Below are 24,320 nucleotides of genomic sequence, written 5' to 3'. Positions count from 1 at the left end.
GGTTCACCCACCCAGGGGTGCCGGGTGTGGTTCAAAACGCTCTGCCGCTGATGGCTTTCAGTGATTGGCCGCCCGGCGCCCCACGACGACTCGGCTGCCAATTAGGAATTGCGAATGATCGCTGAGTAGGGAATCGACAGCGAGGTCGTCCGTCGGGAGGCTCCAGCACCACACCGCACGGAGGCACCACATGGCCGCGATCTGGGCCGGCATCGACGCAGGCAAGACCCATCATCACTGCGTCGCGATCGACGAGAGCGGCCACCGGCTGCTCTCCCGACGCGTCGCCAACGATGAACCCGAACTCCTCGAACTCCTCACCACTGTCCTGGCTCTGGGCAACGAGGTGACCTGGGGCATCGACCTGGCCGACGGCGGGGCCGCCCTGGCCATCACGCTCCTCGTCAACCAGGACCAGCAGGTGCACTACATCTCCGGCCGGGCCATCCACCGCGCCGCCGAAAGCTACCGCGGCGAAGGCAAAACCGACGCCAAGGACGCCGCCGTCATCGCCGACCAGGTCCGCATCCGCCGCGACCTGCACCCCTTACGTGCCGGCGACGAGACGGTCACCGACCTCAAGATCCTCACCGGACGCCGCATGGACCTGGTCGCCGACCGCACCCGCACCGTCAACCGGCTCCGCGCCCAACTCACCAGCATCTTTCCCGGTCTGGAGCGGGCTCTGGACTTGACCAACGCCGGCCCGCTCATGCTGCTGACCGGCTACCAGACCCCGGCCTCCCTCCGCCGAATCGGCGTGAAACGGCTGGAGACCTGGCTGCGCAACCGCAAGGTCCTGCGCGCTGACCGGCTCGCCGAGACAGCTTGGGAGGCCGCCGGGCGCCAGCACACGAGCCTGCCCGGCGAGAAACTGACCGCCCAACTCGTGCACACCCTGGCGGCGGAGGTGATGGCCCTCAACCAGCAGGTCGCCGAACTCGACAAGGCAATAGAGGCCCGGTTTCGCGAACATCGGGACTTCGAAGTGATCACCAGTATGCCCGGACTGGGCGTGATCCTCGGTGCCGAGTTCCTGGCCGCGACCGGCGGCGACATGGCCTTCTTCGGTACTGCTGACCGCCTCGCCGGCTTCGGCGGCGTTGCTCCCGTTCCCCGAGACTCCGGGAAGATCAGCGGCAACCTCCGCCGCCCACGACGCTACAACCGCCGACTCCAACGCGTCTTCTACATCTCCGCGTTGTTCAGCATCCGAAACTGCGAGGACTCTCGCCGGTTCTACGACCGCAAACGCTCCGAGGGCAAGCGTCACATCCAGGCCGTCCTGGCCCTGGCCCGCCGCCGCGTCAACGTCCTTTGGGCACTCCTACGCGACGGACGGACCTACGAGGCCGTATCGCCCACCGCTCACGCGGCTTGACAGACAGCATTAGGAATCGCTGAACCAAGATCGCTGGGATGTCGACGCGGTCCGGTGGCACGGTCGACTTTTGGGATATATCGTTGGTGCTACGCGAGCAGCTATAGCAATGGCGCACTATCTTCAGCGAGACAGCCATTGAGTACATGTGGACGGCACTGAGACTTCAAAGACGTCATTCAGGCGCTGTCCGGAGGCCGGACCGCCCGCCTCGGGGCGGGGGCACATCGCATATCTTCCCTGGGGGCTCCCGAGTCGCAGTTAGCTCGGGCTGCTGAAAAAGGGGTCATTCATGGCCAGCTACACTAAAGAGCCGCCCAACTGCCAGTCCGATATTCTGTTCATCGGAACCACGGGTCTCAGATCTCTCGCCGGTCACCCTGACGTCGAGGAGATGTATATCGACCTCTTGGTGCCCGAGAACTTCGGGACAACGGATTTCAAAGAAGTAGCGCTCTACATTGAGGTACTGACGGCGGGTGTGAATATAGTTCCGAATCCCGTCCACGACACCCGCGGCGAATGGGCAATCGGGAAAAATGGTACGTGGGTCGTGACGGAGCCCAGTCGTCCGGCCACAGATCGACTTCGGTTGAAGCAATTCAACCAACACTTGAACAGCGGCGGCATCAATGGCCTGTCGATCTATCTTGGCGTAACAGGCCTCCCGGCGAACGGAGCAATGGAATTCTACGCCTATGGCGATGCGCAATACGTCACCGCCGTGGTTCAGACAAAGAGTTGTAAGATTCACATGTCGGACTTCCATGATGGCCAGCAACTAGCGGGGTTCCACTGACTCGGTTTTGCGCGTGGCCCGTTAGCAAGCTGAGCGGGTCGAAGCGAAGGCAGGTCGAGTGCCGCCAGGACCGCCCTGGTAGTGCAAGTCGCTCAGAGGAACGGGCGTTGATGGCATCGCCAGTGTGACCAGGGCATGACGTGACCGGCCTTTGTGCCGGACTGCGTGGGCGAACTAGCCTGAAACTGGCGTCGCTGGTTTTGGGCCGGGCTTCCTTCTCCCAAAGGGGGCCCGTTGTCTTCAGCAGGCTGTGGCGTCCACTTCGCCTACATCGTCGACCGGGGCGGGGCGGTGGTGACGCCGGCGAACACGCTGGTGTCCGTCGAGTGGACGAGGATCCTGGACGAGGTGTCGACGGCGCACGTCGTGATCAACCCCGACGGCGACTGCTGCGCCCAGCTCGGCAAGGTCCGCACGTGGAGACACAAGCTGGTCATCGCCCGCGACGGTGTCACCGTGTGGGAGGGGCCGATCATCCAGGCCGAATGGTCCTTCGGCAAGGTGGAGTTGTGGGCGTCCGACGTCATGGCGTGGCTCGACCGGCGTGTGCCTCATCAGTCGATCGTCTTCGACGGCTCCGACCTCACCGAGATCGCGAACTGGCTGATCGAGGACGCCTTCGCGCCGGACGACCCGGGCCACACCGTGGAGATCCTCGGCGAGTCCGGCGTGGAGGGCGGCCGGCAGTACACGGAGGACATCGGGCAGACGGGTGATCACCTGCGCGATCTCGCGGATACCGGCCTGGACTTCACCGCCGTCGGCTCGACGATCGTCCTCATGCCGGAGGACTGGAGCGCGAGCGTCGGCACCCTCACCGATGCGGACTTCCCGGAGGGCCTGATCGTCGCCGAGGACGGTACGGCGCTCGCGACGCGGTGCATCGTGCACGGCGACGAGGACAGCGGCATCAAGGGCGTCTCGGGCGGTACGGACGCCTACTACGGGCTGCTGGAGCGCAGCGTGGAGGAGACGTCGGTGACGACGAGCGCCTCGGCGCAGGCGGCCGCGCGGTCGAAGCGGGCGGCGGCCTATCCGGTGCCGGTGTTCCTCAGCTCCGATGAGGTGACCTTGTCGCCGGAGGCCGCGGTGGACGTGGCCAAGCTCGTGCCGGGCTGGTGCGTTGACGTGGCAACGCAGGTGACGTGCCGTCCGCTGCGGCAGCGGCTGAAGATCAGCGGCGTAAAGGTGTCCGAGGACGGCGGCGGTGAGAGTGTGCAGGTCACGCTCGCGCCGCTGAGCAGCGAACTGGAGAACTGATGGCGGTACGAGGCTCTGCGGCGCGCCGCACCATGGACCCGATGGGCGGTGTCCTGCGCGACCTGAACCGCCAGTCCAGGACGCTGTCCAGGAAACCCGGCAGGCGCGGGCAGCAGGGCGAGCCCGGAGAGCAGGGCCCGCAGGGAGAGCCGGGGCCGCCCGGGGAGCCGGGACCGCCCGGGGAGCGGGGGGAGACGGGGGCGCCGGGGGAGCGCGGTGAGCAGGGGCCACCCGGTGCGCCGCCCGTCGCGGCCGTCCTCACCACCGAAGAGGACGGCCGCGCCACGTGGACGTACAGCGTCCCGTTCGCGGCACCACCGGTGATCAGCGCCCTCCCCGTGGACCCTCACCCGCAGGACGACCGCACCGTGACCGTGACCCTGGAGCAGGTCACCTCCTCGAGCGCGACGGTCCGGGTGTGGCGGACACAGCCGCTCCTCGGGCTGGGCCTGCTGCCGGCGTCGCCGGCGGGTGCTGGGGTGCAGGTGCACGTCACCGCGAGCGGCCACCCGGCCAGCTAACCTCTGCTCGTAGCCGCTGGTTGTGGGCCGGGCAGGATCGAACTCACTGGGGTGACCTGCCTTGGCCCGCGCTTGCGTCTGCGATTCGTACTTCACGGTGGACTCCGACACTGGGGAACTGTGCCTCAAGCCGGGAACGATGGGCCTGCGCCAGATCGTCGTCCACAACGACCCAGGGACCTTCCAGTTCAAGAAGGCCGACTATCCGTGGCTGGCGCGGGTGTTCGTCCGCGTCCAGGCGGGCGGAGGCGGCTCGGCTGGAGCGAACGCAGCCGCCAACCAGTGCATCGTGCGGCCCGGGGGTGCTGGCGGCAGCTACAGCGAGCAGCTGATTGCCGCATCGTCGCTGGGCGCGGTGGAGACGATCGTGGTGGGTGCCGGGGGTGACGCGGGCGGAACGGCGACGAGCGGCGGGGCGGGCGGCAGCAGTTCCTTCGGCGGGTTCGTGACGGCCAACGGGGGCGACGGGGGACACGCGATCCAGACGTCCGGCACGACGGCGGACGTGTCGTCGGGCGCGGCGGCTCCGCTCGCCGGCCGCGGCCAGTTCGCACAGGGCGGCGGCCCCGGCGGAGGCGCGATCCGACTGAACGGCACCAACGGGATTTCCGGCGGAGGCGGCGAGTCCTACCTGGGCCACGGTGGGCAGGCGCGCGCGAGCGAAGGCAACGGCACCGGTCCGCGTGGCTTCGGCGGAGGCGCGGGCGGCGGGCTCTCCTACGGCGGGTCCGTCAACGGCGCGCCGGGCGGAACGGGTTGCGTGATCGTGGAGCTCTACGGCTGATCTGCCCCAGCCGGGGGCGTTGGCCCGCGCCGTAGACTGACGGTCACGCCGCTGGTTGTGGGCCGGGCCGAGATCACCTTGAAGGGCGGGGCATCTTGGCCAGGTGTCAGTGTGGCGGCGACGGCTGCAACTGCGTGGTCATCGCCGGTGAGAACGCCGAAGTGACGGGCGCGGGCAGCACCCTCAACCCGTACGTGGTCTCGGCTGTCATCGGCTGTGAGGACGTCCGCCCATGCATCTCCGCAGGGGACGGCATCAGCTACGACTCGTCGACCGGCGTCGTCTCCGCGCACCTGTCCGACCAGGCCGGGAACAACCTCGCGACCGGCCCGGACGGCGGCCTGTTCGTGCCGACCGGGGCGGCGACGGTGAGCGTCGGGTGCGGCATCACAGGTGACGGCTCTGCCAGTGCTCCCGTCACGGCCAACACCGGGGCATGGCCTTACCCGTGTGACGTGGACACCTTCGGCGGTGTCGTGGCATGCGACAGCAACGGCGTCCTGCGTTCGGAGCCACGCGGGAAGGTCTCGATGACCCGGTACGGGGAGAGCCGGACCTACAACAGGGCGATCCCGACTGGGGCGATCCAGAGGGCGGACACGTTCTCGACCACGATCACCAACCCGGACACGTGCCGCCCGGCCTTCGTGGTGGTGGAGCGTGAGGTGGACGTGTACTTGACCCTTCCCGCCGGTGCTGCGGCGGCGACGGGCTTCGATGGCGACGAGATGTACTACACCCGCAATAACGGGTCGGGCACCATTTCGGGCGCTCACGCGCAGGCCACGAAGGTGCTCGCGGGCGGCACGATCCCCGCGGGCGGCACCATGACGGTCAGCTTCGATGCGACGGTCGGGCGAGGCGCGGGCGGCGCCCGCTACACCCAGATCATCGCCATCATCCGCTGCTTGATGATCAGCCTGTGAGGACGAGCATGCTTGAAGGCGTCGCGCCGACCGAACCGACATCGGCCGTCTACTACGTCATATACGAGGACGGCACAGCCGGCCGTATGGAAGTCACGGCCAATGCCGCGCCCGAACTGGCCCGGCCGGGCTCCTTCGTGGAGGAAGAGGACTACCTGGCGCGGGTCAAGGCGATGGAGGACCTGGAGGCCGCGGTCCTCGCTGACGAGGAGGCCATACAGCAGGGGAAGGCCCTCGCGGACTACACGGCGCTCACCCTGCTCGGTCTCGGCGAGGAGACCGCGCGCCGCCTGTCCGGCTACGACGGACCAGACCGGCAGGAAAGTTAGACTTCCTGATAGCTGCTGGTTGTGGGCCGGGCGAGCTCTCCACTCGGGAGTGGTCCTCTTGTCCGGATGCGGATGCAGCCGCCGGTGTACCTGCACGGTAACGGCCGGTCCCGGCACGCACGTCGACGGCAACGGCAGCACGTCCAACCCCTACGTCGTCAGCGTGAAGCCGCCTGTCACCGGCTGCGGTCTCACCGGCGACGGCACCGACGGTTCACCTCTCGCCGTAGCGGGCGGCAGCTGGCCGTACGCCTGCGATCCCGAGGACAACGGCGGAGTCATCGTCTGCGGCAGCGACGGCATCCTGCGGGGCGAGCCCCGCAGCCGCTCGCGCATGACGTCCATGTTCTTCGATCGGGACTACGCCAACGTGCCGGTGCCAGCGGGCCGGAACCAGCTGGTGACCCGGGTGGAGTTTCCGTTCACCAACCCGGACCCGTGCAACGCCGCCACGGTCGTGCTGTCGCAGGAGATGGAGGTGACCCTCGACCTGCCGCCGGGCGCCGCAGCCGAATACGGATTCGGTGGGCCGGACGAGATGGTCTACTACCGCAACACCGGCAACACGGCCTTCAACGGCGCCCACTGGCAGGTCACCAAGGTACTCAACGCCGGCATCGCGCAGCCCGGTCAGACGGTCACCCTCGGGTTCGACGTCCTGGTGGGCCGCGGCTCCGGCGGCGCCACCTACACCCACGTGCAGGGCATCGTCCGCGCGCTCTTCATCACCCGGTAAGGCGGTCACGGCCATGACTACTCCCACCGAGCCGGCCCTCACCAACCAGTGGGCCATCTTCGACGACGGGTCCGTTGGGGCCTGGCGGTACGAGGGCGACACCCCGCCCGCGCTGCCCGCCCCCGGCCGGACCGTGTCCGAGGCCGAATATCAGAACGCTCTCGCCCAGATCGAAAACGCCGTGGAGGAACACCGCGCCGCCCAGCAGGCCGACGAGCAGACCGCCGCCAAGCAGGCCTACGACGCGCTCATCGCCGCAGGCCTTGCCGATGCGCCGGCACGGCACCTGTCGCACTACGACGGCCCCTGACGCTGGCCGTAGACTCCCTGGTAGCCGCTGGTTCTGGGCCGGGCAAGCTCTCTCCAATCGGGAGTGACCTTGTCCGGATGCGGATGCAGCCGCCGGTGCACCTGCACCGTGACCGCCGGCCCCGGCACACAAGTCGACGGCAACGGCAGCACGTCCAACCCCTACGTCATCAGCGCCAAGCCGCCCGTCACCGGCTGCGGCCTGACCGGCGACGGCACCGATTCGGCCCCCCTCGCCGCGCACGTCGGCACGTGGCCGTACGCGTGCGACCTCGACGCCACCGCAGGAGGCGTGTACTGCGACCCCGCCACCGGCGAGCTGCGCACCGATCCCCCGTACTGGGCGGACTTCCAGGGGGATCAGCTCACGACGGCTTTGAGCACTCCGCGTCCGGTGCCTGCGGCTGCATCTGAGGTGATCGACACGATCTCGATCGACATCACGAACCCGGACCCGTGCCGCCGGGGACTGGGACTCCTGTTCCGTGAGGTCGACCTGGACTTCGTGCTGCCGCCGGGCTCGGGCGCCATGGCCGGTATCGACGGCGACGACATGAACTATCTGGCCAACCAGGGCAACGCGACGATCTTCGCCACCCACTCCCAGGACAACAAGATCACCGCCTTCACGCTCAACCCCGGTGAGACGCGCACGATCACGATGAACGTCGAAGCCGGCCGCGGCAGCGGCGGCGCGACGATCACCCGCATCCAGAAGTCGCTTCGCGCGTGGGTCTGGTCCAACCAGTTCAGCTGACGGGAGCCAGCCATGCAGGAGCAGACCTTCTACTACGAGTACCCGGACGGCTCGGTGGCCGAGCGCGTCACGGCGGCAGCCGACCCGGTCCACCCCGCGGGCGCCACGCTGCTGACGCAGGACGAGTACGACAGCAAGCGGCAGGCGATCGAGGCGGACCTGGAGCAGCGGAAGGCCGACGTCCAGGCGCAGGAGTCCGCGCAGAAGAAGAACGCGTACGACGCGCTGGTGGCGGCCGGCTTCAGCGCGGACGTCGCGCAGACCCTGTCCGGCTACAAGCCCCAACTGATGAGCGACCGGGCGGACTAGGGTCCGGCTTACACTTCCCTCTGAGCTGCTGGTTGTGGGCCGGGCCTCCTCACCTGAAGGGGGTCTGACCATGGCGTGGTGTCCGTTCGCCAAGAAGATGGAGCTGCAACCGGAGTCGGACAGCCAGCCGGCGATCCGGCCGACCCAGTTCATCCTGCACAGCATCGTCGCCCCGTGGACGCCCGAGCGGACGTACGAGTATTGGCGCGACTCGACGAACCTGGAGAGTCATTTCGGGCTCGGGTACGACGGCTCGCTGGGCCAGTACATCGGCACGCACACGAGGGCGGACGCGAACTTCTCCGCGAACCGGCGCGCGGACGGCACCGGTGCCGTGTCGCTGGAGTCGGCGTCGAACCTCGAAGCGAGTGACCCGTGGACGGACGAGCAGGTCGAGACGATCATCCGGCTCGGTGTCTGGCTGCACCAGGAGGAGGGCATCCCGCTGCGGGTGTGCCGTACCTGGGACGACCCCGGGTACGGCTTCCACAGGATGTTCTCGGAGTGGAACCCCAACGGCCACGCCTGTCCTGGGGCCGCGCGCGTCAAGCAGTTCCACGAGGTGGTGTTCCCGGGAATCGTCGCCCGCGCCACCGGCAAAGCGCCGAGCCAGCCCAAGTTCGAGCCGTACCCGGGTGAAGCGTTCTTCATGGACGGGGACACGCCAGCGCTCGGCAAGAGCTCGCCGATCTTCACCGCGATGGGGAAGCGCCTCGTCGCGGAGGGCTGCGGCCGGTACAAGGTCGGCCCGGGGCCCAAGCTCGGCCAGGCCGACGTCGACTCCTACGAGGCGTGGCAGCGCGAGTGCGGGTACAGCGGGGCCGCCGCGAAGTGGCCGCCCGGCCCGACCACATGGAACAAGCTCCAGGTGCCCCACGTCTGAAAGGAACTCGTCGTGCTGCTGCCCTCCGTACTGCGTACGGTTGTGCCGCTCGTCGCCGGGTGGATCATCGTGGCCCTGACCCATCTCGGGTTCACCCTCGACAGCAACACGGCGCAGGCCGCTGTGACGCTCGCCGTCGCGGGCGCCTACTACCTGGTGTTCCGGCTTGTCGAGCGCACCGTTGAGAAGATCGGCGGGCCGGCCTGGCTGAAGGGCGCGGCGGGCGCGCTCCTCGGCTGGGCGAGCCCGCCCCGCTACCGGTCGACGGACAACATCGTCGAGCTGCTGCGCGAGAGCCGCCCATGACCACGCAGCCGCCGCCCGAGCCGGGGTTCTACATCTCGCCGGTGCAGATGTATCAGGAGGTGCAGCACGTGTCGCGGCTGGTGTCGCGCGTGGACGGCAAGCTCGACGGCATCCTCGCCGACAGCAGGGACATCAAGGGCGACGTGTCGGACCACGAGACCCGGCTGCGTGCACTGGAACTGGGGGAGACCCCGAGGCAACAGCGTGACGAGGCCCGGCTCGCGTCGCTGGAATCCGGGCGGTGGCCACTCCCGGCAATCGGCGCGCTCACCGGCCTCGCCGGGATCGTGACCGGGGCAGTCGCCCTGTTCAGCCGCTGACGCCACCTGAGACCGCCCCCGGGCCCTCTCCGCTCCGAGGGTCCGGGGGCGCTGCCATGCCGGCGACAGGCCGTGTGGGCGATGTCCGCCAGGGTAAGCACGTACTGTCGGAGCGAACGGGGGAGGGAGCGATATGGACGTGGATCCTTTCGGCCCCACAGGCCCGCTCTACGAGGCTAGAAGACAGCTTGAAAAATCCATCAACCGTTTGGGTAGGCGGCAGAAGTGGTGGCGGCGGAACAGGTACGTGTGGGGCTGCCACGAGCACTATGTCCACTGGGTCGATGTGGACAAAGACGGGTCGTACCTGTTTATCGGCCAGGGACCCCACGACAGCGCCGGACGACCAACCCTCGGGACCCATGGGTTCTACTGGCGGCTTGGATTCACGGACCTAAAAGGTGGTCCAGGGGTTGCCACCAGCGTCACGCTAACCCTCGATGAAGAGGGCAACCCGCAACTGCGAGAGGGCCGACAGCGACGCTATCCCGGCACGCCGGACGGATGGGCTGCAATGATCGACAACCTACGGCCCTGAGGGGCCCTCTCCGCTCCGAGGGTCCGGGGGCGCTGCCATGCTGGGGCTTATGACGGATGACTTGGACGCGCTGCTCGCGCGCCTGCCGATGAAGTCCCCGCGCGAGGCGTACGACGAGATGATGGCGGCGCGCGAGGCTGCCGCGGCGGCGCCGTTGCCCGAGCCGAGCATCATCGCCATGCCGACGTATCCGGATGACCGGTGGGGCAGGCTGGGCGGCACCATCCGGTTCGGGTGCCCGCTCGGCTGTGGGTGGCACCACGACGAAAACCCCGGCCTGGAGGCGGCCACGGAGCCGCTCGTCCTTCCGCTCGACCTGTCCCGGCTCGACGAGGCGCTCACGGCGCAGGCCAACGCTCGGGCCGAAGCGTTCCGGGTGCGCGTCGAGACGGCGATCACCGCCCACTACGCGGCGGACCATCCCGGCCGCTGAAGGCCGATGTCAGACCCCGCGGTTACCGTGGTCGTGTCCTTATACGAATGCGTCTGGCTGCGCTGATCTTTGGACCTTGCGCCCCCGTCCGGCTACCGGGCGGGGGCGGCATGCTTCAGGCGGCCTGGTCGACGTCGTCCCGCGTGACGTCGGCCCAATCGGCGAGGAGCCGCGCGTACGCGGCCGTGCGTTCGTCGCTCGCGGGCTGATGCATGAGACGGCGGATGCTCTCGTTGACCTGGTCAAGGGCAGGCGTCACCCGGCCGTGAGGCCGGAAGGAGTGGGGCATGGCTCCACCGTACGGCGCGGCACTGACAAAGGGCCGAGGCCATCGTGTTCTATTCTGCGTTCGAGGCGATACCGCCGCACATCGCCCATGTAGAACGGCCGCGCACCATGGCCACACCTACAGTGACCCCGCTGAAGGACTACCCGAGCTCGGTGTGGGACTCCTCGGAGGAGGGTTTGTGCTGCAAGTGCTACGCCAAGTGCAAGAGGTACGGCATCGGCGCGAGCCCGTTGTGCCGTAGCTGCTTTGTCGAGGCCGCGGCGAAGTGGGGGCCCGGCGTCAGGCAGAAGGGCTACAACGCCTGAACGGCTGCCGAGGGCGGCCACAGCCCGCCCCGGTTGGTGCGGCCGCTCTGGTCGCGCATGGCCGCTTCCCCCGCCTCCGGCTGCACGGCAGGATCAGCCCCATGAGACTTCTGGTCATGGGCGGGACATGGTTCCTGGGCAAGCACATCGTGGACGGCGCACTGACGCGAGGCTGGGAGGTCACTACCTTCAACCGCGGGCGCTCCGGCCGCGATGCGGACGGCGTGGAGGCAATTCACGGAGACCGTACGAACGACACTGACCTGGAGCGCCTTGCCGGACACGGGAGTTGGGATGCCGTGATCGACACGTCTAGCTCCGAACTGCCCCCGCGCGACGTCCTGGCGGCGGTGACGAGGCTGCGTCCAGTCGCCCGCCGATGGGTGCACATCTCCACTGTCTCCGTGTACGAGGGATGGCCCCACCAGCCGCTCACCGACGCTTCACCGCTGCTCGACTGCCCGGCCGACGCCGATGAGTCCTACGGCTACACCGGCCCGGACGGCTCTCCCACCCAGTACGGGTTCCAGAAGGCCGGCGGGGAGCGTGCCGTGACCCAGTTGTTCGGGGACGCTGCGGTGTTGCTGCGACCAGGTGTGATCCTGGGCCCGGGAGAGTACGTTGGGCGACTGCCGTGGTGGCTGGAGCGGGCCAAGCGAGGTGGCCGCATCCTGGCCCCCGCCCCGGCAGAGCAGCGCATTCAGCCGGTGGACGTCCGTGACGTCGCCGCCTTCGCTCTGGACCAGGCGGCCAGTTCCGAGAGCGGGGGCTTCAACGTCACCCATCCCCAAGGGTCCACCTTCGGCGGCTTCCTCGAAGCGTGCCTTGCTGAGACGGGCGGCGCCGGGGCACCGGTTTGGGTCGACCCTGCGGTGCTGATCGAGCAGGGTGTGAAGCAATGGACGGAGCTGCCCCTGTGGCGCACTCACGCGGGCGTGTGGGCTGTTGACTCCAGCCGCGCCGCAGCGGTAGGGCTTCGGTGCCGGCCGCTTGCCGACACCGTTCGAGACACGTGGCGGTGGTGGGCCGGGAACGGACGTCCCGTGGACCACCCGCGGTGGGCGGACCACGGGATTGCGCCGGAGAAGGAGGCGAAGATTCTCGCCTCTCTGTAGATCAGCTCTCGATCGCGAGCAGCCCGACGTGCGGGCCGATGCGGTGCGGCGGGGATGCGCGGTTGAAGTCCTCGATCCGCTCCCGCAGCTCAGTGGGGAGCGAAGAGCCGTGATATTCGGGCCGGTTGAGGCGCCGCCCGATACGGGCCGTGCGGACGACGATGCCCGTCTGCCGGTGCGCCTCGGGGACCTCCCACACCAGTTGTAGAGCCTCGGCCGCACCGTCCACGTCGCCCGCGATGAGGCGGGCGTGGGCGAGGTCGGCGGCCGCACCTGCCCGCACGTGAGCCGATTGCTCCTCACTCGGCCGCTGCGAGATGAGCTCCAAGGCGCGCCGCGCGTCGGCTTCGGCCTGCGCGGCGTCGCCGATGACCAACGCTGTCGTACTGGTGGACATGGCCAGGCGCTCCAGGGAGAACGCGAACTCACCGCCCACGCCGTCGTGCAGATCGTCCTGGCGGCCGTGGCCGTCCTCCGCGGACAACAGGATCGCTTGCCGGGCTGAGACGACGTCGCCGAGATGGGCATGGGCCCTGGCCTTGATCGCCTGATGCCGTCGGGTAGCCATGTCTCCGAGACCGCTGTAGGACAGAGCACGGGCAGCCTTCGTCACCGCCTCGGTGGCGTTGCCTGTGTGGTAGGCGATGTAGGCGAGCGTGCCGTCGGCGAAGGCTTGCAGCGGCGTGAAGCGGGTTGTCTCGCCGAACACGGCGGCTGTACGCGCCAGGCTCCGGGCACTCGGGAAGTACCCGAGATCGAAAGCGGCGACCGCGAGAAGGGCGGCGGCCTGCCCGTTAAGGATCATGAGCTGTTGCTGCTGGACGGGTACCTGCGTCCGGTCTCGCTGCCGCTCGATCGCCAGGCGCATACGGTCGATGCTCTCGTAGGCCTCGGCGGGCGGGATCTGGTGGTACCTGCGGGCGACTGCCTCCACCTGGTCGCGCAGTTCATCAATGGTGTTGTCGGAAATGGACGCCGAAGCAGTCGCGTCGGCGCCCTCAAGGGCTTCTTCTGCGGTCATTCGAACTCGCTCTTCCAGGTCATTCGCGGGTGCCTGGGGATCTGTCCCCGGCGGCGGCCCGAACAGCTGCTCTGCCGTGTAGCCGGGCCACATCGCCTCAAGGATCTGGCAGGCCTCGGCGACCGGCAGCCCGTGTAACTGGCCGCCCGTCCACCGCCGAAACTGCGTCTCGCCGCATGTCGGGCGGGCGCTGCCGTTCTTGAAGATCCGCACGCCGTGCTGGGTGAAGTCCTTCGCGAATCGGCGATAAGTGACCTTGTCCCGAACGCACAGCCATGCGAGCAGCGTCCTTGGCTCAGTCCTCATTCCGCCCCCAGTCTGCGAGACGCAGGCGATCGGCCTACGAATCGGATCCCTTCTCCGGCAGGGGATACCGCCTTTGCTGCCGAGGGCAACCTCCCTCGCGCAGAAGCCACTTCAAAGCTACCCCGAGGCCACGTCAGTCGCCCGGATGTGCTGAGGAAGCCACGTCGCAAGTCATGGCGGAGCTACCCGGGGTGGGTGAACTCTGATCGCCTACTTCGCTGAGAGTGCTCGCCTGAGCACAGAAGCCATGGAGTCACCCCCATGCCCCCAGAACGTGCCGGATTAGCAAGCCTGATGCCCGCTCCACTTCTTGTCCCTGTCCGATATCCCGTGACGGATGGATTCGACGTCGTGATGCCGGCGGCTGCGGCGAGCGTCGGGCGGGCCCGGCGGGTCGCGCGGGCCTGGTGCCGCTATTGCCGGGTGCCGGACGACCTGGTCGACAGCGTGCTTCTCGTCATCTCCGAGATGTGCGCGAACGCCATCCTGTACGGCCGATCGGACAGCATCGGTGTACGGGCGTGGCTGCCGTCCTTCGGCATCCTGCGTATCGAGGTCGCCGACTACACCCCCTCCCAGCTCCCTGCGGTGCAGCACCCGTCCGCCGACAGTGAGAACGGCCGTGGCCTGCTCCTCGTCGACGCCGTGACGGCGGAGGCGGGTGGCAGGTGGGGATTCAGCGCAGACGGCACCCGCGCTTGGTGCACGCTCCCCCTGCCCACGGCCCTCCCTGCTCGCAACGTCTCAGCCTGAGTCCCCCAAGCCTCGGTCCGAGATTCGCAGTCCCCACACCCACTTCTCATCCTCAAGGCGTCCCCCATGCCTGATTCCTTAGCAGCCGGTGCCGCGTACGCGCGCTTTGCCCCTAACGGCACCCCCGATGACATGAACCTCATCGTCAGCCCGGTCGGTGCGGACACCGCGTTGCGGAGTGCGTTACAGGACCTGCGGCTGGGGCGCTACCACGCGGCCCGTGAGCTGCTCGAGATGACGGGCCGTGAATGGGGGCTGCGGACGAGCCGGAGCAACCTGTTGGCGGCCGGCGCCGGTGATCCGGGCATCTTCAAGCTGTGGGTGGACGAGGAGCCGAGCAGCCCGGACGCGGCGATGATGTGGTCGCGGGTGCTGACCCGGGCCGCGCTCAAGGCTCACCGCAGCGGTATGAGCGAGGACGTGGTGGGCGCGGCTGCGCGGATGGCGGCTCAGGCGGGGTGGCGGGCAGCCGGTCTGCTGCCGGAGTGTCCGGTGCCGTGGGTCGACAAGATCCTGCTCTCGCAGCTCCCCTACCCGGCCCACATGCTCGATCCCTATGCGCGGCGCCGTCGGATGCCGTGGGACGAGCTGCCTGGCGGTAGTGATCAGGGGATGCCCCACCTCGGTCCCTGGCCTCTGCTGGGTGAGGTTGATGCCCGCCATCCCGGCAATCGCGAGGGCTACCACGCCATGCGCCAGTATTTTCAGAGGGTTCGTGGCACGGGGGCCGCGATGGACTTCGCCTGCTGGATGGTCCTCTCGGAGCCGCCCAGCCCGGAGCTGTGGCTGCTGCCCCTGTACGCCCTCGTGGACAAGTTCCGCACCGAGCACGGAGAAGGCCGCGAGAGGGGCACGCTCCGGTTCTGGCAGACCGGGTCTGTCGGGCACTACGCCGTCCAGGCGTACAGCAAGTGGTTCGCCCAGCTCCCGCCCGCCGAATACCCGTGGGTGTCGATGTCGGACCTCAGCCACCTGGCCCATGCCCTGACCGCCAACGGCGAGACCCAGAAGGCCGCCGACGTGCTGCGGGCGATGGGCCCCTACGTCACCGCCCAGCCCTGGAAAGACGTCAACGCGATCCTCGGCCGCAACAGGAACTGGGAGGACTGGTTCCTGATGAACCGCGCCTCCACCCTGCGCCGCTGGCCCCTCACCACCAGCTGACCCCCCCTGGGCGTTCAACGCCTCCGATCTGTCCCCTGTCCCTTCCCCGATTCGAAAGCGATCTCTGGTGTCTCACAGAAGAACCGGCACAACGTCCGCCGACGACGTCTTCCTGGCCCAACTCGGAATCAAGCCCGAGCTGAGCCGCCGCACGTCCGCGTTCCAGAACTTCGCAATCAGCGTCACGGTGATCTGCATCCTCGCCGGCGGCCAGAGCATGTTCGGGTTCGGCATGAGCCACGGCGGGCCCGTGGTCATGCTCGGCACCTGGATAGCCATCGGATTCTTTACCCTGCTCGTCGGGCTGTCACTGGCCGATGTGGTCTCCGCCTACCCGACGTCCGGCGGCCCGTACTTCATGGCCAGCAAGCTCGGCGGCCCCCGCTGGGGCTGGGTGACCGGCTGGCTCAACCTGCTCGGGCTGCTCGGCGCCATCGCCGGTATCGACTACGGCGCCGCCCAGTTCACCGGGGCCTTCATCCAGATGCAGTGGAACGTGGCCCCCACCGCCGGCTCCACCATGCTGATCTTCGCGGTCATCCTGCTCGTGCACGGCCTGCTGAACTCGGCCGGCGTCCGCGTCCTCAACCTGCTCAACTCGATCTCCGTGTGGTGGCAGCTCGGCGGCGTCGCCCTCATCGTCGGCGCCCTGACTCTGTCCTCCGCCTCGCACCAGTCCCCGTCGTTCCTGGTCAGCTTCCACAACGAGAGCGGCCTCGGCAGCACCCTCCAGGTGGTGCTGGTCGGCTCCCTGGTCGCCGGTTACACGTTCTGCGGGTACGACGCCTCCGCCCACATCGCCGAGGAGACCACCGACGCCCAGGTCTCCGCGCCCCGTGGCATCGTCCGCTCCATCTGGGTGTCCTGGGTGGCCGGGTTCGTCCTCCTCGCCGGCATGCTGCTCGCCGTCCAGAACTACGAGGGCACGCTCAACTCGGCGACCGGCGTTCCCCCCGCGCAGATCTACCTCGACGTCCTCGGCGCGGCAGGCGCGAAGGCGTTGATGCTGGTGGTGATCGTGGCGATGCTGCTGTGCGGCAACGCCGAGGTCGGCGCATCGTCGCGCATGATCTACGCGTTCTCCCGCAGCCGGGCTCTGTGGAAGTGGCAGAGCTGGCAGCTGGTCAACGAGCGGACGAAGACTCCCACGCGGGCCGTCTGGCTCAGTGTTGTCGTGCCCTTCGTGCTTGCCCTGCCCGCCCTGTACTCGCCCGCCGCCTACGGGGCGATCACCGCGATCAACGCGGTTGGCATGATCCCGGCCTACGGGATCCCGGTCTACCTCGCTCTGCGTAAGGGTCGCGACTACCGCCCCGGGCCGTGGACCCTCGGGGCCTGGCGCAAGCCGATCGGTGTCATCGCTTGCCTCTACGTCGTGGTCATCACCGCTGTGTTCTGCCTGCCCCAGACGTCCCCGATCACCACCGACAGCTTCAACTACGCCGGCGTCACCCTCGCGATCGCCCTGCTGATCGCCTGGGTCACGTGGCAGACCCGCGGCAAGAGGGCCTACCAGCTCACCGCCGACCACATCGCCCAGCCCAGCGAAGCCCTGATCGAAGAAGGCATCTGACCGATGGCAACCGATATCCTCCCCGCCGCGCTGCGCGGACACATCAGCCAGGACGACCTCCGTGAGGCCGTGAAGCAGGGCTACATCCGCACCGTGATGACCGTCGTTCCGGACATGCTCGGCCGCCTCAAGGGCAAGCGATCCGCAGGCCTCGCCCTCTTCGAGCGGCTCGACGAGGGCGACGGCATCCGCGTGGGCGAGGCGTGCTCGTACCTCCTGGCCACCAACGCGGGCATGGAACCGCTGGACGGGTTCGACCTGACCAGCTGGGACGACGGATACCACGACATGGGCGTCAACGCCGACTGGGACACCTTGCGGGTGCTGCCCCACATGCCGGGCATGGCCCTGGTCCACTGCGACGCCGTGGACACCGACGGGGCACCCATCGAGGTCGCACCCCGCCAGATGCTGCGCCGGCAACGGGAGCGCCTGCAAGAGCTGGGCTACGAGGCGAAGGTCGGCTGGGAGAGCGAGTTCGTGCTCTACAACGGCGACCAGCCGTTCGTGAACCGCAACAGCGACTACGACCTGGACTTCCCGCCTCGCCTGGGCGACTTCCTCGGCCACCTGGAGGAGGCCCTGCCGGACGCCGGAGTGGAAGTTGAGGCGGTCAAGGCCGAGGGTGCGCCCGGACAGCTTGAGGTCACCTTCCCCAAGAGCGGGGTGATGGAGGCCTGCGACAACTACACCGTCTACAAGCACGTGGTGAAGCATTTGGCGAGGCGCCACGGTCTGACCGCCGTGTTCATGGCGGCGCCCGTCACCGGGGTCGCCAGCGGTCTGCACCTCAACCTTTCTCTCTGGCAGGGCGAACAGGCTGTGTTCGCCCTGCCCTCCCCGCGCGCCCTGCCCACCGACATCATGGGCCACAGCATCGCCGGGCTCATCAGCGCTGTGCCACACCTCATGCCGCTGGTCGCATGCAACACGAACGCCTACAAGCGGTACGCAATACCGCGTAACTTCACCCCCCAGTTCATGGACTGGGGCCCGGACAACCGGGGATGCGCGATACGCGTCACCGGACACGGGCCCAGCAGCCGACTGGAGATCAGAATCGCCGGCGCGGACGCCAACCCGTACCTCGTGGCCACCGCCTCGCTCGCAGCCATCGCGCACGGCCTGGACGAGAAGCTGACCCCACCGCCCCCGTGCCTCGGCGATGCCTACGCCGCTGACTCATTCGTTCCGCTGCCCGGCGATCTCACCGAGGCGCTGAAGGCCTTCCGGTACGGCAACGTGGCACGCGACCTGCTGAGCACGCCGGTGGTCACCCACTACGGGCGGGCCGCGCAGGTCGAGATCGACGAACAGCGCCGAGAAGTCACCGACGTCGAACGACGCCGCTTCATCCTGGCCTGACGGGTCGCACGCCAACTACCACGACAAGGCGTTCGCCTACCTCGTCACCCGCCGCACCGAGGACAACAAGCACGTCGAGTACGGCGTGCACGCCCTGGGCCCCAACGCGAAGCAGCTCGCCGACAAGATCGCCGACGTGCTGCGCGACTGGGAAGCCAACCGGCGCGGCGGCCCCAGCCCGGTCATCCGGGTCTATCCAGCCGGCACCCCCGATGACCAGATCCCGGCCGACCGGATCATCGACAAGGTGCACAGCCGGATCTCACTCTCCTGGCCCTCGGCGTAGCCGCCGAGAGTCAGGCCGTCCCGCACCACCTCAATGGAAGGAAGGGCACCATCATGACGAGCACCACTGTGGCCCCGCCCACCCCGCCGGCGGACCTGGACGACGACTTCGCGCCCCTGGACGTGAAGGTCGTCGCCGATGATCCGTTCCAGCTCGACATCACGATCATCGAGGGCACGCCGGAGACCGAGACGATCCTGATGTGCGGCACCGGTGACAACTGCGGGACTTCCTGCCCGAGTGCCTGCTCCGGCTCCACGGTGTAACCGGTCCAGCCCGACGGTTCGGGCTGGGCGGATCTGTCCCTCAGCCCGAACCCTCCCGCCAAGAACGGAGGGTTATGACGCGCTCCCGACACAGCCTGTACCAAGGTGCCGGCGAAGGGATGCTGCGCGCCGCGGTGAACCGCACCGGGCCGGATATGCCGCCCTGGCCGGGCCCCACCGCGACGCTCGAACACTGGCGTGCGTGGCTGGCCGAGGTGTGGGCCGATGACACCTTCCGCCAAGCCGTCTCCAGCGCCAGCCCAGACCTTTTCCACCAGGTCCAGTCAATCCTCGATGGCCGGTCACCGAAGGTCCGCCGGGTGCGACGGGCGGCACTGGCCACCGCCCGGTACGCGATCAGGTACACGCGCCGCGCCGCACCGTTCGGACTGTTCGCCGGTGTCGCGCTTTTCGAGTTCGGCGAGACGGCTGAGGTGCGTGTCGGGGTCCGGCACCAGGCGGTGGGCCGGCCGGACCCGGTGGCCCTGGACGGGGCGATCAGCGACTGGGAAGCCGACGGTGCGCGGATGTCAGACATGGAGGTCTGCGTTAACAATCTGCACAGGCAGGGAGGCGGACGCGTCTATGTACCGTCCGAGGGAGCTTCGGAATTCTCACTCGCGCTGACGCCTGCGGTCGGATTGGTGCTGGACGCGGCTCGCTCGCCGATCCGGTATTCGTCGCTGGTGGACAAGCTCGCCGCCGAGTTCCCGAACACGACCGAGCACCAGCGGGTAGGCATGCTTGCACAGCTCCTGCGGGTGCGGCTGCTGCGTTCCTCGCTGCGTGCGCCCGCCACGGTCGTCGATCCCGCCGTCCCTCTGCCGCCCGCTCTGCGTGAGGATGCCCAGAACCACGCGGCGGCGCCGGACGTGAGGCTGGACGCCACATTGCGGTTGCCGAAGGCGGTTCTCACGGAGGCGGAGACTGCTGCGACGGCGCTGACTCGGCTCTCCATGTATCCGACGGGGACTCCGGCATGGCGCCGCTACATCGAGCAGTTCGCCGACCGCTACGGCGAGGGCGTCGAGGTGGGGTTGGAACTGGTGACGGATCCCGAGCAGGGCTTAGGTTTTCCCGAGGGATTCGGCCAGCTGTCCGAGCTTCCACGGCCGATGACTCGGCGAGACCGGCTGCTGCTGGAGCTGGCCGGCGCCGCGGCGGTCGAGGGCCGCCGAGAAGTAGCGCTGTCCGGTGCAATGATCGAGGAGTTGGAGGCGGCCGCGGGCAAGCCCGTAGTCACTCCGCCCCACCTCGAACTGTCCGCACAGGTCCAGTCCAGCTCGATGCGGGCCCTGGAACGCGGGGACTTCCGTCTTCGAGTGTCCACCGCTTCCCGCGCGGCCGGGTCGTTTACCGGCCGGTTCTGGCACCTGTTCCCGCAGGCCGACGCAATGTCTGCCGAATTGCCCACGATCGACCCCGGCTCAGAGCTGGTCCAGTTGTCCTTCCACGCCAGCCGTGTCCGTGCGGATCTGCTCACTCGGGCCCCGCAGGCGCTGCCCCGGGTCGTCAGCGTCGGCGAGTTCCGGCATCGAGGTACGGGAGTGCTGTTCCCGTCAGATGTGGCCGTAGGGTTCCGCGACGGCCGTCTATACCTCACCGAGGCTGCCACCCGCAGGCGCCTTGAACTGCTCGCGCCGACCGCGATCAACTTCGTATGGAATCACCACACCCCGCCCCTGGCCCGCTTCCTGGCAGAGATCAGCCGGGCCACAGCACCACAGGTCACATTTTTCGACTGGGGTGCCGCCTGGACGCTGCCGTTCACGCCAGCGCTGCACTACCGGCGGTCGATCCTGACGGCTGCACGTTGGAGGCTGCGTGCCCGGGATCTCCCCGGCCGCACCGCGTCACTGGACGAGTGGGCCGAACAACTGCACGCCTGGAGACGCCGGTTCCGCGTGCCGGACCTGGTGCTGGTGTCCGACGACGACCAGCATCTGCCGCTCGATCTGCGTCAGGACATGCCTCTGGACCTGTTGCGTGCCCACCTCGACGCCAGCAGGACCGGGGCTGTAACCCTGTTCGATGCCCCTCCAGAGGACGCCGACGGATGGATCGGAGGCCGTGCCCACAACGCCGTCATCCCGCTGAGGGCGCGCTCATGACCGCGCCGGCAACCGTGCCCAGGACGCAGGATCTCTCCGAAGGCGCACTCGGGATGGCTCTGCTGCCCATCGAGCGCGGTGACCTGGTCGCAGCGCGGGACGTTCTGGTCCAGGCGGTGGCCGGTGGCGTCAGCGGTGGAGGCAACGCGTCGTTGTTCCACGGTGCCCCGGCACTGGAGTTCGTGCTGGGCCGCGCTGGCCGCTCTGAGCGTGCCGTCTGCGACGCTGTTGACCGCGTCGTGGTCGCTCGACTGGCCGTAGCACGTCAGCGGCAGGCTGCGGGGGCGCTGCCGCATCTTGCGGAATTCGATCTCATCCGGGGCTTAACCGGCTTGGGCGCGCTGCTGCTGGCCCGCGGCCCGGTCTCGCCGCTGCTGGAGGAGGTTCTGGCCTATCTGGTCTCCCTGTCACGGCCCGTCCGCGTAGACGGTCGGGAGCTACCGGGCTGGTGGTCAGCGGTTGGTCCCGGCGACGAGGAGATGGACGGCGGACACGGCAACAACGGCGTCGCACATGGCGTCGCGGGTGTGCTGGCGACGGTATCCCTCGCCGCTCGGCGCGGCGTCCAGGTGCCGGGCCAGATCGACGCCATTGAGGTGTTCGCGCGCTGGCTGGACACATACGGCTGCTGTTACTGGACTACCCGCGACCAACTGACAGCCCCTGAGCCGCCCGCGCCAGAACCCGCGCGCCCGTCTTGGTGCTACGGCCAGGTCGGCATCGCCCGTACCCAGCAGCTCGCCGCGCTCGCCCTGAGCGACCCGGCCCGCCGGCTCGCGGCAGAGGACATCGTCGTACGAACGCTCACCGACCCGATCAGTCTCGGCCGGATCACGGACGCCTCGCTGTGCCACGGCTGGGCCGGCCTGCTGACCGTCGCCCGCGCCGTCGCCGACGACAGCCCCACGCCCCACCGGTTCGCACCGGTGATCGAAGACCTCACCAAGCGCCTGGCCGCTGACCTGGGCCGGCTGCCCAAGCCCGGATTCCTGGAAGGCAAGGCTGGTGCGCAACTGGCACTGGACGGCACGAATACCACGGCCTGGACCAGCGCCCTGCTGATCACCTGACCGCCCGCTGTCCGAACCACGCCTCACCGATAGGAGCGCCCACGACCATGGACGTCGATGACGAAGCCCTTCCGATCACTACCGAGACGGAGTGGTGGCACGCCCGCTTGTCGTTCCCTGGCGGTGCCGGGATGAGCCCACAGGCCGCTCAGGCGCTGTCGTCGGGTCTGGGCGAACAGCGGTTCCACTTCCTGCGCAAGGAGGGGGGACTGCGGCTGCGCACTGAGAACCGCGTGGCCAGCCTGTTGGACCACCTCGTCGCCGATGGGCTGGCCAGCGGTTGGGGCGTCGGCATATACGAGCCGGAGCCCGAAGCGTTCGGCGGTCCCGAGGGGATGAACGTCGCACACGACGTGTTCTGCGCGGACAGCCGTGCCGCTCTGGTCGAGACCGGCCGCCCGGGTGCCAGAGAGCGCACTGTCCTGCTGCTCTCCACCATGATCCGATCGGCTGGCCTGGACCCCTTCGAGGCCGGTGACGTCTGGGCGAAGGTCGGCGCGCTGCGGCCACCCGTCACCCCGCCTACCGGTGCTGCGCTCGACCGAGCCGTCACGGCCATGCGGCGTCTGATGAACGCGGATGCGGCCCGGCGGACGAACGCCGAGTTCGGCTGGGTGGAGCGCGTCGCCGCGTTCGAGGACGCCGGGCGCCGACTGAGGCACCTAGCCTCCGACGGACGGCTGACGCGGGGCCTGCGCGCGGTGCTCGCCCACCACGCGATCTTCGCCTTCAACCGCGCTGGAGTGCCTGCCGTTGAACAGGCCGCTACCGCGTGGCTCGGTTGTCAAGTTGCCTTCCCCGAAAGGGGTGCAGCCGACGTGCCTACCCACCAGTCCATTTCCCAGGAACCTAACCTGACACCAATGGAGACCACCCTGAATTCCGTCACTGACCCCGCCGAACTGCGCGAAGCGCTCGTGAACCGCCTCACCGAAAGCGGCCACCTGCGCACTCCCGAGGTCATCGCCGCCTTCCGGGCCACCGAGCGCCACCAGTTCCTGCCCGGCGTCAACCTCCAGACCGCGTACCTCAACGACGCCGTGCCCATCAAGCACGACGAGACCGGCGAGATGATCTCCTGCATCTCGGCCCCCAACATCGTCGCCATCCAACTGGAGCAGATGGGCGCCCAGCCCGGCCACAAGGTCCTGGAAGCCGGGGCAGCTACCGGCTACAACGCGGCCCTGCTCGGAAACCTCGTGGCCCCCGGCGGGCACGTGTGGACCGTGGACGTCGACCAGGACCTCATCGACGGCGCCCAGAAGAACCTCGCGCAGGCCGGGGCCACGAACGTCACCGCGTTGCTAGGAGACGGCGCAGCCGGCCTTCCCGAGCACGCCCCATTCGACCGCATTCAGTTCACGGTCGGCGCCGGCGATGTTCCGGTGAAGATTCTCGACCAACTCGCCCCTGCCGGACGACTCGTCCTCCCGATGCGTATCCGGGGCAGCATCTCGCGGTCCTTCGCCTTCGAGCGGGACGGTGACATCTGGAAGACGGTCTCCTGCGAGATGGCGACCTTCGTGCCTCTGCGCAAGGGCGTCTGCGACGACATCTACACCCTCGTTCGCCACGAGGGGCAGGGCAACGTCCGCCTGGAGACCTTCAGCGAGCAAGAGGTGGACCGCGAAGCGATGCGCACCGTCCTGGATCAGCCTCAGACCACGGTCTACACCGACGTGAAGTTCCGCAAGGGCGACCCATGGGAGTGGCTGTACCTCTACCTGGCGTCGGTGCTGCCCAACGGCCTGTCCCGCATGCCCGGCGCGCGGCCCGGCTTCAACCCGCACTTCGGCTGGGGCTCCATGGCCGCCCTCGACGGCGACACCCTGGCCTACCTGACCGTGCGCGAAGGCGAGGACGAGCAGGGCAAGTTCTGGCAGGTCGGCGTCATCGGCCACGGCTCGCGCGCCACCGAACTCACCGACGAGGTCGCCACCGAGATCGGCGAGTGGCACGACGGATGGGGCAATGACGCGCCGGAGCCGGTCTTTCGCATGGCCGTCGGCGATGCTCGCGCTCAACTGACCGCTGCCGAACCGCGCTTCGTCATCGACAAGACGTACAGCCGTCTCGTCGTCGACTGGCCGCGCAAGGGCTGAGCG

Annotated in this window: 28 protein-coding genes; 26 read left to right on the top strand and 2 right to left on the bottom strand. The window is 68.5% G+C overall.

Going from position 1 to position 24,320, the window contains the following annotated elements; translation table 11 throughout:
* Window positions 1–190 precede the first annotated feature (190 nt).
* The 15 genes from ACFXC1_RS48520 (at window position 191) to ACFXC1_RS48450 (ending at window position 10,591) form a co-directional block, all read left to right on the top strand.
* Complete coding sequence (locus ACFXC1_RS48520; protein ID WP_381256110.1) at window positions 191–1,381, top strand: IS110 family RNA-guided transposase; 1,191 nt, start codon at window positions 191–193, stop codon at window positions 1,379–1,381.
* Between the two features lie 292 nt (window positions 1,382–1,673).
* Complete coding sequence (locus tag ACFXC1_RS48515) at window positions 1,674–2,180, top strand: hypothetical protein (protein WP_381256108.1); 507 nt, start codon at window positions 1,674–1,676, stop codon at window positions 2,178–2,180.
* A gap of 234 nt (window positions 2,181–2,414) precedes the next feature.
* Window positions 2,415–3,440 carry a hypothetical protein gene (locus tag ACFXC1_RS48510; RefSeq protein ID WP_381256105.1) on the top strand — a complete coding sequence of 342 codons (1,026 nt, stop codon included), beginning with the start codon at window positions 2,415–2,417 and terminating at the stop codon, window positions 3,438–3,440.
* Window positions 3,440–3,961, top strand: coding sequence for a hypothetical protein (locus ACFXC1_RS48505; RefSeq protein WP_381256102.1), 522 nt, complete (start codon window positions 3,440–3,442; stop codon window positions 3,959–3,961). The genes ACFXC1_RS48510 and ACFXC1_RS48505 overlap by 1 nt, the downstream gene beginning before the upstream one ends.
* A 97-nt stretch (window positions 3,962–4,058) precedes the next feature.
* The gene (locus ACFXC1_RS48500) at window positions 4,059–4,745 is read left to right on the top strand and encodes a glycine-rich domain-containing protein (RefSeq protein ID WP_381256099.1); all 687 of its coding nucleotides are present in this window, start codon (window positions 4,059–4,061) and stop codon (window positions 4,743–4,745) included.
* Between the two features lie 95 nt (window positions 4,746–4,840).
* The gene (locus ACFXC1_RS48495) at window positions 4,841–5,671 is read left to right on the top strand and encodes a hypothetical protein (RefSeq protein ID WP_381256096.1); all 831 of its coding nucleotides are present in this window, start codon (window positions 4,841–4,843) and stop codon (window positions 5,669–5,671) included.
* 8 nt (window positions 5,672–5,679) lie between these two features.
* The gene (locus tag ACFXC1_RS48490) at window positions 5,680–6,000 is read left to right on the top strand and encodes a hypothetical protein (protein WP_381256093.1); all 321 of its coding nucleotides are present in this window, start codon (window positions 5,680–5,682) and stop codon (window positions 5,998–6,000) included.
* 163 nt (window positions 6,001–6,163) lie between these two features.
* Complete coding sequence (locus ACFXC1_RS48485; RefSeq protein WP_381256091.1) at window positions 6,164–6,736, top strand: hypothetical protein; 573 nt, start codon at window positions 6,164–6,166, stop codon at window positions 6,734–6,736.
* 13 nt (window positions 6,737–6,749) lie between these two features.
* The gene (locus ACFXC1_RS48480; RefSeq protein ID WP_381256088.1) at window positions 6,750–7,046 is read left to right on the top strand and encodes a hypothetical protein; all 297 of its coding nucleotides are present in this window, start codon (window positions 6,750–6,752) and stop codon (window positions 7,044–7,046) included.
* A 108-nt stretch (window positions 7,047–7,154) separates the two neighbouring features.
* The gene (locus ACFXC1_RS48475) at window positions 7,155–7,802 is read left to right on the top strand and encodes a hypothetical protein (protein ID WP_381256086.1); all 648 of its coding nucleotides are present in this window, start codon (window positions 7,155–7,157) and stop codon (window positions 7,800–7,802) included.
* Between the two features lie 12 nt (window positions 7,803–7,814).
* Window positions 7,815–8,111, top strand: coding sequence for a hypothetical protein (locus ACFXC1_RS48470; protein ID WP_381256084.1), 297 nt, complete (start codon window positions 7,815–7,817; stop codon window positions 8,109–8,111).
* Between the two features lie 70 nt (window positions 8,112–8,181).
* On the top strand, window positions 8,182–8,994 hold the full coding sequence (locus ACFXC1_RS48465) for an N-acetylmuramoyl-L-alanine amidase (protein WP_381256081.1): 813 nt from the start codon (window positions 8,182–8,184) through the stop codon (window positions 8,992–8,994).
* 12 nt (window positions 8,995–9,006) lie between these two features.
* The gene (locus ACFXC1_RS48460; protein WP_381256079.1) at window positions 9,007–9,300 is read left to right on the top strand and encodes a hypothetical protein; all 294 of its coding nucleotides are present in this window, start codon (window positions 9,007–9,009) and stop codon (window positions 9,298–9,300) included.
* A complete protein-coding gene (locus ACFXC1_RS48455) occupies window positions 9,297–9,620 on the top strand; it encodes a hypothetical protein (protein WP_381256076.1) in 324 nt (107 codons plus the stop codon). Before ACFXC1_RS48460 ends, ACFXC1_RS48455 begins: the two co-directional genes overlap by 4 nt.
* Before the next feature lie 587 nt (window positions 9,621–10,207).
* Entirely contained in the window at window positions 10,208–10,591 is a 384-nt protein-coding gene (locus tag ACFXC1_RS48450) for a hypothetical protein (RefSeq protein WP_381256074.1), read from the top strand.
* 115 nt (window positions 10,592–10,706) lie between these two features.
* Here ACFXC1_RS48450 and ACFXC1_RS48445 read toward each other — a convergent pair whose 3' ends face one another.
* Window positions 10,707–10,880: a hypothetical protein gene (locus tag ACFXC1_RS48445; RefSeq protein ID WP_381256071.1), complete on the bottom strand. Its 174-nt coding sequence runs from the start codon at window positions 10,878–10,880 to the stop codon at window positions 10,707–10,709.
* Between the two features lie 44 nt (window positions 10,881–10,924).
* Between ACFXC1_RS48445 and ACFXC1_RS48440 the strand changes: the two genes are divergently transcribed.
* Both ACFXC1_RS48440 and ACFXC1_RS48435 read left to right on the top strand, forming a co-directional pair.
* On the top strand, window positions 10,925–11,185 hold the full coding sequence (locus ACFXC1_RS48440) for a hypothetical protein (protein WP_381256069.1): 261 nt from the start codon (window positions 10,925–10,927) through the stop codon (window positions 11,183–11,185).
* 101 nt (window positions 11,186–11,286) lie between these two features.
* Window positions 11,287–12,300 carry an NAD-dependent epimerase/dehydratase family protein gene (locus ACFXC1_RS48435; RefSeq protein ID WP_381256067.1) on the top strand — a complete coding sequence of 338 codons (1,014 nt, stop codon included), beginning with the start codon at window positions 11,287–11,289 and terminating at the stop codon, window positions 12,298–12,300.
* Between the two features lies 1 nt (window position 12,301).
* Here ACFXC1_RS48435 and ACFXC1_RS48430 read toward each other — a convergent pair whose 3' ends face one another.
* On the bottom strand, window positions 12,302–13,627 hold the full coding sequence (locus ACFXC1_RS48430; RefSeq protein ID WP_381256065.1) for a DNA-binding protein: 1,326 nt from the start codon (window positions 13,625–13,627) through the stop codon (window positions 12,302–12,304).
* Between the two features lie 330 nt (window positions 13,628–13,957).
* Between ACFXC1_RS48430 and ACFXC1_RS48425 the strand changes: the two genes are divergently transcribed.
* From ACFXC1_RS48425 to fxlM, 9 genes are all read left to right on the top strand, one after another.
* Window positions 13,958–14,380 (top strand): ATP-binding protein, encoded by a 423-nt coding sequence (locus ACFXC1_RS48425; RefSeq protein ID WP_381256062.1) that lies wholly within the window; start codon window positions 13,958–13,960, stop codon window positions 14,378–14,380.
* A 132-nt stretch (window positions 14,381–14,512) separates the two neighbouring features.
* Entirely contained in the window at window positions 14,513–15,544 is a 1,032-nt protein-coding gene (locus tag ACFXC1_RS48420; RefSeq protein ID WP_381256059.1) for a hypothetical protein, read from the top strand.
* A gap of 67 nt (window positions 15,545–15,611) precedes the next feature.
* Window positions 15,612–17,117 (top strand): amino acid permease, encoded by a 1,506-nt coding sequence (locus ACFXC1_RS48415; RefSeq protein ID WP_381256056.1) that lies wholly within the window; start codon window positions 15,612–15,614, stop codon window positions 17,115–17,117.
* A 3-nt stretch (window positions 17,118–17,120) separates the two neighbouring features.
* Window positions 17,121–18,482, top strand: a complete 1,362-nt coding sequence (locus ACFXC1_RS48410; RefSeq protein ID WP_381256054.1) for a glutamine synthetase family protein — start codon at window positions 17,121–17,123, stop codon at window positions 18,480–18,482.
* Between the two features lie 85 nt (window positions 18,483–18,567).
* On the top strand, window positions 18,568–18,768 hold the full coding sequence (locus ACFXC1_RS48405; RefSeq protein WP_381256051.1) for a hypothetical protein: 201 nt from the start codon (window positions 18,568–18,570) through the stop codon (window positions 18,766–18,768).
* 53 nt (window positions 18,769–18,821) lie between these two features.
* A complete protein-coding gene (locus tag ACFXC1_RS48400) occupies window positions 18,822–19,034 on the top strand; it encodes an FxLD family lanthipeptide (protein WP_381256048.1) in 213 nt (70 codons plus the stop codon).
* 119 nt (window positions 19,035–19,153) lie between these two features.
* Window positions 19,154–21,145 (top strand): lantibiotic dehydratase family protein, encoded by a 1,992-nt coding sequence (locus ACFXC1_RS48395; protein ID WP_381256046.1) that lies wholly within the window; start codon window positions 19,154–19,156, stop codon window positions 21,143–21,145.
* The gene (locus ACFXC1_RS48390; protein WP_381256043.1) at window positions 21,142–22,215 is read left to right on the top strand and encodes a lanthionine synthetase C family protein; all 1,074 of its coding nucleotides are present in this window, start codon (window positions 21,142–21,144) and stop codon (window positions 22,213–22,215) included. The genes ACFXC1_RS48395 and ACFXC1_RS48390 overlap by 4 nt, the downstream gene beginning before the upstream one ends.
* A gap of 47 nt (window positions 22,216–22,262) precedes the next feature.
* The gene (gene fxlM / locus ACFXC1_RS48385; protein ID WP_381256040.1) at window positions 22,263–24,317 is read left to right on the top strand and encodes a methyltransferase, FxLD system; all 2,055 of its coding nucleotides are present in this window, start codon (window positions 22,263–22,265) and stop codon (window positions 24,315–24,317) included.
* Window positions 24,318–24,320 lie beyond the last annotated feature (3 nt).

The sequence above is a fragment of the Streptomyces hokutonensis genome (assembly GCF_042751305.1).
In the GTDB taxonomy this organism is placed as follows: domain Bacteria; phylum Actinomycetota; class Actinomycetes; order Streptomycetales; family Streptomycetaceae; genus Streptomyces; species Streptomyces hokutonensis_A.
This window is presented reverse-complemented; position numbering and strand designations above follow the sequence as displayed.